Here is a 12,332-nt window from a genome sequence, read left to right on the forward strand (position 1 = left end):
ACGCCTCCTATTTCACAAACTTCTGCACAACAGAAGGAAGCTGAGCCAAAGCTTCATCAATTTTAAATATTTCATTGACGCCAGCCATTGCGCTATCTGGTCGTCCGCCACCTTTCCCGCCAGCTAGGGCAGAAACCTCACGGACAATGTTTCCGGCATGGGCGCCACGTTCTACCGCTTCTTTTCCACATACAGCAAGCATTGTTCCTTTTCCTTCCGCAATGCTAGCAAAGACAGCCACTACATTGGTCCGTTCTTTCACACGGTCCCCCAGAGCACGGAGGGACTGGGTATTTAACCCGTTAAAGCTTGCGGAGATTACCTGTATTCCGTTTACTTCCAAGGCGGAATCCAATACTTCCTCAAACCGATAAGAAGCCAGTTTTTGTGTCATCTCATCAATTTTATGGTCTTTTTCCTTTAGCTCGTCCATCAAGTTTTTACATCTGGATGGCAATTCATGAGGGTTGGTCAGTTTTAACACAGAACAGGTAGTAGCAATCATTAAGTGATTTTCGTGAATCATATTCAATACACCGGTACCAGTAGTAGCCTCAATACGGCGGATACCAGCAGCGGCAGAGCTTTCACTGATAATTTTAAACAGCCCTAATTTAGAAGTATTATCCACATGGGTACCACCACAGAACTCAATCGAATAGCCGGAAGCGTCCACAACACGCACAACATCGCCGTATTTTTCGCCGAACAGCGCCATTGCGCCCAGTTGTTTTGCTTCCTCAATTTTCATTTCCTGTACATTGACATCCAATGCATTCAAAATCTGTTCGTTTACTGCTGCTTCTACATCAGCGATTTCCTGTGGGGTCATTGGCTCAAAGTGGTTAAAGTCAAATCGAACCCGCTGGTCGTCTACTAGCTGGCCAGCTTGATGGACATGACTGCCTAAAACATCACGTAAAGCCTTTTGCAGCAAGTGTGCCGCAGTATGGTTGCGGGCAATCGCCTGACGGCGTTTTTCGTCAATTGCCAGATGGCCGTTCATCCCATGGGAGATGCTTCCAGCCATCACAACACCAGAATGGAGAAAATGCCCGGATTTCGCTTTTTTACAGTCGGTGACATTCACAATATTATCGCCATACACAAATACGCCACGGTCGCCAACCTGTCCACCACTTTCCGCATAGAATGGAGTCACGTCAAATACCAGTGTTACTTGCTGCCCTTCAGATGCAGTTTCCACTTCTTTACCATCCATAACAATGTGTTTTAGGGTAGCGTCACATTCATACATGCTATATCCTAAAAATTCAGTAGCATCATCGGTGAATACCAATTCATTTTCATCCCATGCCACATCATTTGCCGCTGCGTTCTTTCTAGCAGCTTCTTTTTGTGCGTTCATCAGTTCCATAAACCGTTCTTCATCAATAGCGATATTTTGTTCTTCAATTACTTCTTTGATTAAATCCAGAGGGAAACCATAAGTATCATACAATTTAAATGCCTGATCCCCGGAAAGCATCCTCTGTTCCATGGAAGAATCAATATTATCAATCATATCATACAATAAATTCAAACCTTTATTAATAGTAGAAGCAAAGTTTTCTTCTTCTGCTTTTACAATCTTTTTGATATAATCCGCATTTTCCAACAGTTCTGGATAAGCTGGCTGGTTTTCTTTAATAACAGTGTCAACTACCTGATACAGGAATGGTTTTTGGATTCCAATCATTTTACCATTACGGGCAGCACGACGGAGCAAACGGCGAAGTACGTAGCCACGGCCTTCATTGGAAGGGATTACCCCATCCGCAATCATAAAGGTAGTGCTACGGATATGGTCAGTAATAACACGGAGGGAAACATCCGTCTGTGGATTTTCCTTATAGGTTACGCCAGCAATCTGGCTGATATGTTTCATGATATTCTGAACAGTATCTACTTCAAACAGGTTGTCTACTTCCTGCATAATGCAAGCTAGACGTTCCAGCCCCATACCAGTATCAATGTTTGGATGTTCCATTGGTTCATAATTGCCTTCCCCATCGCTGTTGAACTGGGAGAATACCAGGTTCCAGAATTCTACAAATCGGTCGCATTCACAGCCAACTTTACAGTCTGGTTTGCCACATCCTTTTTCTACACCACGGTCAAAGTACAATTCAGAACATGGACCGCATGGACCAGAACCGATTTCCCAGAAGTTGTCCTCTTTCCCAAAGCGTACAATGTGATCAGGGCTTACACCACGGCGTTTTGTCCAGATTTCAAACGCTTCATCGTCATCTTCATAAATGGAAACCCAGATGCGGTCAATGGGGAGCTCCAGTTCTTTGGTAACAAATTCCCACGCCCACTCGGTTGCTTCTTCTTTAAAGTAATCGCCAAAAGAGAAGTTGCCCAACATTTCAAAAAAGGTACCGTGACGGGCAGTTTTCCCTACGTTTTCGATATCCGGGGTACGGATACATTTTTGGCAGGTTGTTACACGGTTTTTTGGCGGGGTTTCCTGCCCTAAAAACCATTTTTTCATTGGCGCCATGCCGGAGTTAATCAATAGCAAACTGTTATCCCCTTGTGGTACCAGAGGGAAGCTTTTTAACCTTAAGTGGCCTTTTTTCTCAAAAAAGCTCAGGTATTTTTCCCTTAATTCATTTAAACCCATCCATTTCATTGGATTTGTTCCTCCTATCTATTTCTGTTTTTACTACAAAGGCCGTACCAAAAACAAATAAAAAAAGCTCTCGCCGCCTATGGGACGAGAACTTGCTGTTTCCGTGGTACCACCCAAATTGCTGCACATACTTGTACAGCCACTTTGATTCTCCTTTAACGCAGGGAATACGATACGTTTTTTTGACGTATAGGCTCCGAGTTGGCCTCCAACTACAATCACCAGGGCACTTCCAGCAACGGCCCCTCTCTATTGGGATTGGCTTGTTGGTTTTTCTCATCTCAGCCAGTTTTTTTATTGGGCTCCGCCCTTTTTGGTACAATGTACTTCGCAACGCAGCAAAAATATCATCCGATATTTCACTTCGTTTTATTACGATACTTTTCTTACCTTATTATATCGGAATATCTCCCCTTTGTCAACTTATTATCCGCGATAAAGCCGTTTTATCCTAATAGAAAAAGAAAAATATCAGAACCCCCCGCAGCTGCAGAGGGTTCTGACCAAAGGATATTGGTATTGAGGATATCAAATTAGTTGGTTTCCTTTTTGCGGAGAGCTACTACTGCCGCAGATGCCAATGCTAATACTGCGATACCCACAGCTGGTGCTACATCGCCAGTTTTTACTGATTTTACAGCATTGTTGCTGGTTGTTACTTGACCGATCTGAATTCCCTGCACAGCATTATTCTGTTTGGTGGATTCTCCATTATCAACCGCTACCAAACCATTCATCGCTGCTTTTACCGCATCAACAGCCGCATCCACCTGTTTCTGTGTTGCGCTGTCATCCGCCAGCACCGCGTTTGCTGCTGCAACAGCTGTTTTTAATGCCTGATAGCTTTCCTGGGTATAGAGGTTTGCCTCTATATTGTTTGCCTGTGATACCGTAGATTCCAAAATGGATTTGTCCGCCTTTAACCTTAAATTTAACATTGCATTTAACAGGTTCTCCTCCACTGGTTGGATTTCCTGTTCCATCGCGTTGTCCTTATCCGCAAGCAAATCTTCCGCCGCAGCCAATGCTTCTTTTAATTCCGCCTGGCCTGCTTCTACGTATTTGCTTAAATCAAACCCTTTTGCGGTTTCAACCAGTTTTTCTAAAGAGGTAACATCCCCTTTGACAAAGCCCAGTTTGTGGATTTCGTTCAACAACGCTTGCCAGGCTGTATCTACTTCCTTTTGGGTTGCAACATTGTTATCTGCCACTGCTTTGGCTTGTTCCAATGCTGCGTTAAAGGTTTTTTGAACGTCTGCAATTACCTTGTTAAACTCTGGAGAAGCTTTTTGCGCTTCAGCATATTCAATGACTTGATTCAAAATAGATTTATTTGCAGTAACTGGTGTGATTTCAGCGGAACCCGCTGGATTCCCAGCACCACCTTTTAAAACATAATTCTCGGTAGTCACGATTACTTTGGAACCAATGGCATCGCCACCCTGTTTTGGATCATTAAAGAGGGATTTTGCGTCACCGCCGATACTTTCCAGATGCACTACAGAAATAGTGCCTACACCGGTAATACCATCTCCGCCATCGCCTTCATAGCCATGACCGCCCAAAGCAACCAATTTGCCTTGTCCAGAAACTTCCCCATTATTCAATACAACACCATTTCCGCCAACACGTGCTGGAGCGTAATCTCCGCCGCCCTGTGCTGTCAACACAGAACCTTCTGGGATTACCAGTTCACCGTTTACAACCAATGCATCCTGTCCAGCCAGGACAGAATCACCAGGTTCCCCTGTAATTGTATTATTGCCTAAAGCGGTAACAGTCCCATTTACAATTACAACTGCCGGAGCATCCGGTTTATCAGAACCATCGGTCAGGTAACGGCCATGGGAATTTACTGTAGCGTTTTTCAGTACACTGCCATCATTTAAGGTCAAACTGTCAACCAATGCAGCGTAGTTGGACATTGAGAAAGTACCCCCATTCACCACTACACCACCATAAGCCACAGAATCTTTCAGGGTTAAGGAACCGCCTTTTTCTACAATGATCTGAATACTGCTATAGAATTTTATGTTTTCAAATACCACGTCACATCCTGCTGGAATGGTCAGGGTATCGGTTGCGTAACCCTGATTATTCCCTAAAGTGGCGTACAAACCGGATTCATGGGAGCCGTAAATTTCCTTTAAATTTATCGGAACAACAGCATTGCCGCTTTGGGAAATTTCATAAGGTTCAATATCCCAGGAAGTGATGGATGGATTCAGGGCATCAAAGCGTTCCTGTAAAGTTTTATCATCTTGGTAGATTCTCAAATCAACGGTATTACTGGTTGCTGTCTGAACATCATTGGTCACTGTTACAGAAACCTGGTATGTTCCCTGTTTTTCTGGTGTGCCGCTTACCACAACACTGTCAAACAGATAGCTGGCGCGCATACCGCTTCCTTCTGGAGAAAGGGATACTGAGATTTTCGTATTTGGATTAGCCTGGCTGTAATCGTAGTAGTTGACTTGATCACCGTTTTCATCTGTTACAAAAACATCCAGATAGTTTTGATAACCACTTTGCCCCACTGTAACAGCATCCAATGTTCCTTCCAAAGAAACAGAAATGTTCTGTTTTGCTTCAAAAGAAACCGTTTTGGTTACAGGCTGGTCGCCATCCGCGGTTGCGGTAACAGAAACAGTATAACTGCCTGGCTTTTCCACTTTCCCGCTTACAACCACCTGGTTGTCCTGAACAGCCGCGGTAATGCCAGAACCTTCTGGTGTGACACTGGCTTGTACAGTGGCATTGTCTTTATTGGTACCATACAGTTCCACATTTAGTGTTTGGTTATATTCTGTCCCAGCAATGGCGTTTTGCAGTGTTTCTGGGGCCAGGTTCATTCCCAAAGCAATGTGGGAAGGCTGTTCTGTCCCAATATTTTCAGGTTCTACTGTAGTTCCTGTATATACTGCGGAACCATTGTTTTCAATTTTACCAGTTTCAAAAGTACAATCTTCGCAGATGATTGTGCCGTTGTTCACCGGTGTTTGTACAAAAGTACAGTTTTCAAAGGTAACATTTGCGCCTTTTTCTACTACCACTGGCTGTGCGGTATCAAATATCAAATCCCTTACCAACACATCAACGCCTTCGGCAAAACGGAGTGTCCCATCACTGCTATCCTTGATGGTGCGCAGTTTGGCCTGATCCGCAAAAAAGTTCTTTTCCCAGCCAAGTAGTTTTGATACTGGCTGCTGGATTACCGCTTCTCCTAAGCTGGTTAAATCAGCGCTGACTTTAACGGTTGTTGCTGTGCCAGCCCAAGCCAGATAATCGCTGAAATCATAGCTGTTGTCGTCAATGATATATTCGGTTTCCACAACCGCATGCAATGCTATCGTTTTAGAAACAGGAGAGTCCCCCTCTGCGGCCGCGGTAATGGTAACAGTGTATTCGCCGGACTGTTCCGATGTGCCGGAGATCGCAACGGTGTTACCTGCCACATTCGCTATCAAACCAGAACCTTCTGGGGTGATTTGCGCCTGTACAGTGGCATTGTCTTTATTTGTACCGGATAGTGTGAAAGTCAGCTGCTGGTTATAAGCAGACCCTACCATTGCGTAAGGCAATGTATCCGGAACAACCTCTATATCCAATGGGGTATGGGATGGCTGCGCGATATTTTCCGGTTCCTCTGTTGTACCGGTATAAGAAGCGTTACCGTTGTTTTCGATTTTGCCGGTTTCAAAGGTACAATCCTTGCAGATGATTGTGCCATTGTTCACCGGTGTTTGTACAAAAGTACAGTTTTCAAAGGCAACATTTGCACCTTTTTCTACTACCACTGGCTGTGCGGTATCAAATATCAAATCCCTTACCAGCACATCAACGCCTTCGGCAAAACGGAGTGTTCCATCCTGTTTGTCTTTAATGGTGCGTACAGAGGGGACATCCTCAAAAAAGTTTTTGGTCCAGCCTAACAGTTGGGTGACTGGCTGTTGAATTACAGTTTCCCCTAAGCCTGTTAAGTTAGCGCTGATTTTGATGATATTGGCATCCCCTGCGCCTGCTAAATAATCGTCCATGTCAAAACTGCTATCATTGATAATATATTCTTTATCCGCATCGGCGGCGAAAGCAGTAGTGAATGGGATTGCACACAGTACTAAAATGCACGCCAACAAAAAGCTAAGCACCCTAGCGCTGTTTTTTAAAGTTTTCTGGTTCATAGCTCCTCCTTCCATAAACCACAAAGAAATTAATTAAGTTAGGTTTAACTAACTTTTGTGAGAAAAACAAAGCGTTGTCAAACGCCTGTTAGTTAGTTTCAACTAACAATATAGCAGTATAGCAAACTGGAGTCAGTTTGTCAAGTAATATTTTCCAAAACAAGGGCTTATCTTCCCCATCTTTGGGAAATAAGCCCTTGTAATTAATGATATTGGTTTTCCACTGTCTGTTTCCGATATTCCTGAGGTGAGATACCCAACTGCTTTTTAAAAAATTTATAAAAATAGCTGGTGTCGCTATATCCAATTATTTCAGTAATTTTTTCAATGGGAAGCATAGAGTTTTGCAAATAACGTTTTGCCACCTCTAGGCGATACTGGGACACCAAGTCAGAAAAGCTGGAGCCTGTCTTCCGTTTGATCCACCGAGAAAGGTATCCAGTAGAATAATGGAACGCTTCCGCTACTTTATCCAGAGTTACATCCGAATAGTTTAATTTAATATAAGAAATTACATCGGTTAATGTTCTATTTTGTACGTACTTTTGGATGTTATGTTCAATCTCCGTTTGGTGCAGCCGGGATAAAATCGCGAATAACGCCACAAAATAGGAATCTACAACCTGTTCATAATACAATTTTTGCTCACAGTTCTCTAAAATCAAACTAAATAGCAAATCTTGGATTTCCAGGTTATTGGCGAAAATCATATAATTATTTTCTTGATGGTGTCCATAAATACTATCCAAAAAGAAATTTAAAAATAACTTATTACCAGAAAGTAAATTAACTAAAATCTGTTCCACATAGGATTTCCGCAATAAAATATTAAATACAATATCCTCACGATGTACCGTGTAGGGAAGATGTGCCGCATATGGATTCATCAAAATCAAATGACCGTCTGTAGCAACTAGCTTGTTGCCATCTGGAAATTCGTTGATAAATTCCCCCTGGTACACATATGCTATCTCATAAAAGTCATGTTTGTGGGGCAGCATGTTTGGTGGTACATTCTGTGGTAAATCCTTTGGGGTACGGTGTACAGTGATCTCTACATTGCTTCCATCGCGAAAATGATTTGCCTCGGTAAATATCTGTACCCCATGTTCGATGGAAGGTTTCATATGAAAAGCCTCCTTTGCCCGTAGAGACTGCGCCCTTTTTTGTTCCAATAAATCAATTAACATCTCAGCAGTAATCATGGTTTTATAAATTCTCCTCATCCAACCTTGCCCGAAATATGGTTTTCCCCTTGGTAAAATCTATTATAGCACAAATAGCGGAATACAGACAATTTTTTATTTTTCTTTATATTGCTATAATATCTATTATATTCAAAGTAATTCTTTGTATGGCTAAGGGCAGGATATAAAATTTTTCGGGGAACTGTAATGGCTGGCCGTTACGGGAATATAAGATAACATCTAAGACAATGGAATCAGCAGAAGTTTTTAGTCCATTGATGATTTTAATCTGGCTTTCATATCGTGGAAAACAGTCACCTCACTCCACCGTTGATATATAGTTTATGGATAAATCGACTTTTTCAGCAAACTGCTCCTATGTTAATCCAAGTTCTTGCCTGCGTTCTTTCATTCGTTTTCCAACTCTCTTATCAAGCATATGAAACATCTGCTTTCTATCATTTATTTAATAAAAGGTGCGTATGCACACTATTTTACTTCAAATTATGATAAAAATAATTTATCATAACCTTGTTTGAATATCGAAAACTTTCCCCTAAATTGTTTTACAATTGAAAATATCCGTTATTGTTATTTTTGTTCCAATTTTAACTGTTGTTTTTAAGGAATCCGGTTGCATAGGATTTGGACATTTTTAAAAATATCCATTTCCAGTATTACATGTTTTGTGCCTCGTTTATTTTAACATACCAGCCTTATCACCGATAAATTTTAATAAAAAATTTAGTGATTTTATAAGAAACAATTCCTGCAAACCTATTGTCTCGTTTTTCATGTTTTATATAGTAGACGCTTACCAATACGCCGAATTTGAAAAAAGATGATGTATTCTCACAATAATTCCTTAGCTATGTGACGTAGTTACAGAGCAAAAAGGAAAAATAGAATATAATTAGTACAACAACCTATAGAAAGGGCAAGGTAGAAAAATATGAAAATATGTATTGTTGGCGGCGTTGCAGGGGGAGCTGGGGCAGCTACCAAACTACGCCGTTTGGATGAGCAGGCGGAGATTATTTTATTTGAAAAAGGGGAAGATATTTCTTACGCAAACTGTGGGTTGCCATACTATATTGGCGGGGAAATTAAACAAAAAGAGGCGTTATTGGTTACTCCTCCCGCGCTGTTGCGGAAGCGTTTCCGCATTGACGTACGCACATCGAGTGAGGTAACCCAAATCCATCCACAAGAAAAGGTAATCCAGATAAGGAACCATCTAACTGGCGAAAGTTATACCGAAACCTATGATAAGCTGGTTCTATCCCCAGGGGCGTCCCCTAAAAAATTCTCTATTGAAGGGATTGACTTACCAGGTATTTTTACTGTACGCAATGTACGGAACACTCTAGAAATTGATGAATATATCCAAAAAAATCAAGTAAATTCCTGCGTTGTGGCAGGTGGAGGATTCATCGGGGTAGAAATGGCGGAAAATCTCCGTTTACGTGGGATGGAGGTTACATTGGTGGAATTTACCAACCAGATTATGGCACCACTGGATCGGGAAATGGCAAATATCCTCCATCAGGAGATCATCTCAAAAGGAGTAAATTTAAAATTGGGTACCGGCGTCAGCAAATTAGAATCCCAATCCGATCATAGTTTGATAGTTTCTCTTACCGATCAGTCGCAAATCCATTGCGGTATGGTAGTTCTGGCTATGGGGGTAACACCAGAAAACGGTTTAGCCCAACAAGCTGGATTAAAGCTCTCTGTGGGCAATAGCATCCAAGTAAATGAGTTTTTCCAAACATCCAATCCGGATATTTATGCGGTTGGGGATGCCATTGCAGTTACTCATGGTGTCAGTGGGGAAGAGGCGTTGATCTCTTTGGCGGGACCGGCAAACCGACAGGGCAGAAGTGTTGCCGCCAATGTATTGGGCCAGCACCAAACCAACGGAAAAATCGCCTACGGCAGTTCTGTAGTAAAAGTATTCGACCTAATTGCAGCTTCTGTTGGTTTGAATGAAAAGCAGTTGGCTAAATCCAATCAGAACTATCTTAAAACCTATGTGCATCCATTTTCCCACGCAACATATTATCCCGGTGCAACCCAGATCAGCATGAAAATGCTGTTTGCTCCAGATGGCAAAATTCTTGGGGCACAAGCTGTTGGGGCTGAAAATGTAGAAAAACAGATTGACGTCATCGCCACTGTGATGAAGTTTGGGGGAACCGTATACGATTTGGAGGAACTAGAACTTTGTTATGCACCACCATTTAACTCCGCTAAAAGCCCTGTAAATATGCTGGGATTCACCGCAGCTAATATTTTAAAAGGGGAAATGCCGGTATTCTATGCAGAACAGATCCCACAAATTGATCAGGAAAATTCTATTTTTGTAGATGTAAGCACTCCACCAGAAGTTTTGATGGGGACAATCCCAAATGCAATCAATATTCCACTGGATGAACTCCGGGAACGTCTCAGTGAACTGGATCCAAATAAAAAAATTTATGTCACCTGCCGTGTAGGTCTGCGGGGGAATATCGCAACCAGAATTTTGCTGCAACATGGCTTTGATGTTTATAACCTGAGCGGCGGATATAAAACTTATCGTCTGGTAAATACAACATTTTCCCAGGAAAATCCGTAAACAAAGACCGTTTCCATACAGACTCCTTCAATTACGATTGATACCTATGATTTAAATTATCCTGATCTAATCCAAAAATTTTCCAACAAATGGATCAATCGCATCCAAGAGTCTCGTTAATCGGAAAAACAAATGCTCCTTCATAACGAATCTACAGGTTTGGTACGAACAAACAATACCTTTTTATCCGCATAAAATCAACATGGACTATAAAAAAGGCTATCAACCTGTTCTTTTCCAAATAAACTAGAATAAACATACCGCCAGAAGATACTGGCGGTATTTTGTGAATAAAACAAAAATAAATTCGATAAACTAAAATTTGTTTTTATTGCTGATTTTGTGGAAAAAGTAGAAATTATTTCTTATTAAACGGATTACTAAATGGTTAACAGCAAAAATTCTGTATGTTCTTACAAATTGAAAAATAATATCGAAAAAATAGTTACAGAATGGATAGTATAAATTTCTATATATTCCCTTTTTAAAAGAAAATATCGCAAACAGGTCATGAAATGTCACAATATTACCAGAAATATGTCAAATTGAAACATTGCACAAACCAAAAAAAGATGGTATGATATAGTCAACAAATCAATTAATTGATTTGTCTTATCTTCTTTTCTTTTTCTCTTTTTCTCTTTTTTTATTTCTGGCAGGGATTGAAAAATCTCTGCCGAATTTTTTTGCCCAAAACGCAATATACATCGCAATAACCGGACATGCTAGGTAAAATAGCAATTTTCCCTTGTAGATGGATTTGAGGTAGCACTATGAAAAAAGTAATTTTATTTATCGCAATTAGTTTAGATGGATATATTGCCGATGGTAACGGACAAGTCGATTGGTTAAATGGGCAAGACCCCACTTCCATACCGGATAGTAACTATGATGAATTTATGAAAACTATTGATACCGTTGTGTTAGGTTGGAATACTTATCATCAAATTGTAACAGAACTTTCTCCTAATCAATGGGTCTATAATGGAATATCTAGTTTTGTTGTAACCCATAAAAAATTAATATCTACCAGTGAAATCCAGTTTGTCAACGAAAATCCCTGTGAGTTAGTCACCAGGTTAAAACAGCAAAGAGGGAAAAATATCTGGATTTGTGGTGGTGCAAACCTGGCACAACAGTTGATTCGTGAAAATTTAATTGACCAATTTTATATCTCGGTTATTCCCATCCTTCTGGGAAAAGGAGTCCCTCTTTTTGGACAAATGGAACAGGCACTTCCGCTCAAATTAATCAAAACCCAAACCAGTAACGGCATTACAGGCCTCATTTACGAACGCCGTTGAAAACAACTGCTATTCCAAGTATCATTTCCAGTCAAACAGTAGTCTAATTTTATATTTTCTCTGTAAATTAATATTATTTCATTAAAAGCAGTCAAGACCACCAGTTCAATCAGTGGATTGCACAGCCTCTATAAGGGATACTAAATTATATTGTTGCATCACACGTACACTTGTAAATGAGCCTATTTTTATTCGTTATTTTTCGTACAATATTTCCCTTTTCGGCTCGTATAAAACTCGCTATTATGATTGTTGTACTATTCTTTTTTCCCTCACGAAAGCTAGGAAGCTTTTCTAGATCGAAAGACATCATATAAAAATATCCCGCGGAACTTGATTCCGCGGGATATTTTTATAGCAGCGCATAAACTATATGCGCATGAATGATAGAAAAGAGAA

5 protein-coding genes are annotated in these 12,332 nt (G+C 40.9%); 2 read left to right on the forward strand and 3 right to left on the reverse strand.

The genetic code is table 11. From position 1 onward, the window contains the following. Nucleotides 1-7: 7 nt before the first annotated feature. The 3 genes from alaS to H8Z77_RS09065 form a co-directional block, all read right to left on the reverse strand. Nucleotides 8-2,641 (reverse strand): alanine--tRNA ligase, encoded by a 2,634-nt coding sequence (gene alaS, locus H8Z77_RS09055; RefSeq protein WP_186996814.1) that lies wholly within the window; start codon nt 2,639-2,641, stop codon nt 8-10. A gap of 533 nt (nt 2,642-3,174) precedes the next feature. Further along, a complete protein-coding gene (locus H8Z77_RS09060) occupies nt 3,175-6,822 on the reverse strand; it encodes an FIVAR domain-containing protein (protein ID WP_186996815.1) in 3,648 nt (1,215 codons plus the stop codon). A 203-nt stretch (nt 6,823-7,025) separates the two neighbouring features. Next, nucleotides 7,026-7,949: an AraC family transcriptional regulator gene (locus H8Z77_RS09065; RefSeq protein ID WP_186996816.1), complete on the reverse strand. Its 924-nt coding sequence runs from the start codon at nt 7,947-7,949 to the stop codon at nt 7,026-7,028. Nucleotides 7,950-8,961: 1,012 nt separating this feature from the next. Here H8Z77_RS09065 and H8Z77_RS09070 point away from each other — a divergent pair. Together H8Z77_RS09070 and H8Z77_RS09075 are read left to right on the forward strand one after the other, a co-directional pair. Further along, entirely contained in the window at nt 8,962-10,629 is a 1,668-nt protein-coding gene (locus tag H8Z77_RS09070; protein WP_186996817.1) for an FAD-dependent oxidoreductase, read from the forward strand. 773 nt (nt 10,630-11,402) lie between these two features. After that, nucleotides 11,403-11,933, forward strand: coding sequence for a dihydrofolate reductase family protein (locus H8Z77_RS09075; protein ID WP_069987535.1), 531 nt, complete (start codon nt 11,403-11,405; stop codon nt 11,931-11,933). Nucleotides 11,934-12,332 lie beyond the last annotated feature (399 nt).

Source organism: Clostridium facile (assembly GCF_014297275.1).
In the GTDB taxonomy this organism is placed as follows: Bacteria; Bacillota; Clostridia; order Oscillospirales; family Ruminococcaceae; genus Massilioclostridium; species Massilioclostridium facile.

Bases quoted from the DNA above. Each gene is read 5' to 3' on its own strand.
- H8Z77_RS09065 (WP_186996816.1), bottom strand. From the start codon at position 7,949: ATGAAACCTTCCATCGAACATGGGGTACAGATATTTACCGAGGCAAAT.
- H8Z77_RS09075 (WP_069987535.1), top strand. From the start codon at position 11,403: ATGAAAAAAGTAATTTTATTTATCGCAATTAGTTTAGATGGATATATT.
- H8Z77_RS09060 (WP_186996815.1), bottom strand. From the start codon at position 6,822: ATGAACCAGAAAACTTTAAAAAACAGCGCTAGGGTGCTTAGCTTTTTG.
- alaS (WP_186996814.1), bottom strand. From the start codon at position 2,641: ATGAAATGGATGGGTTTAAATGAATTAAGGGAAAAATACCTGAGCTTT.
- H8Z77_RS09070 (WP_186996817.1), top strand. From the start codon at position 8,962: ATGAAAATATGTATTGTTGGCGGCGTTGCAGGGGGAGCTGGGGCAGCT.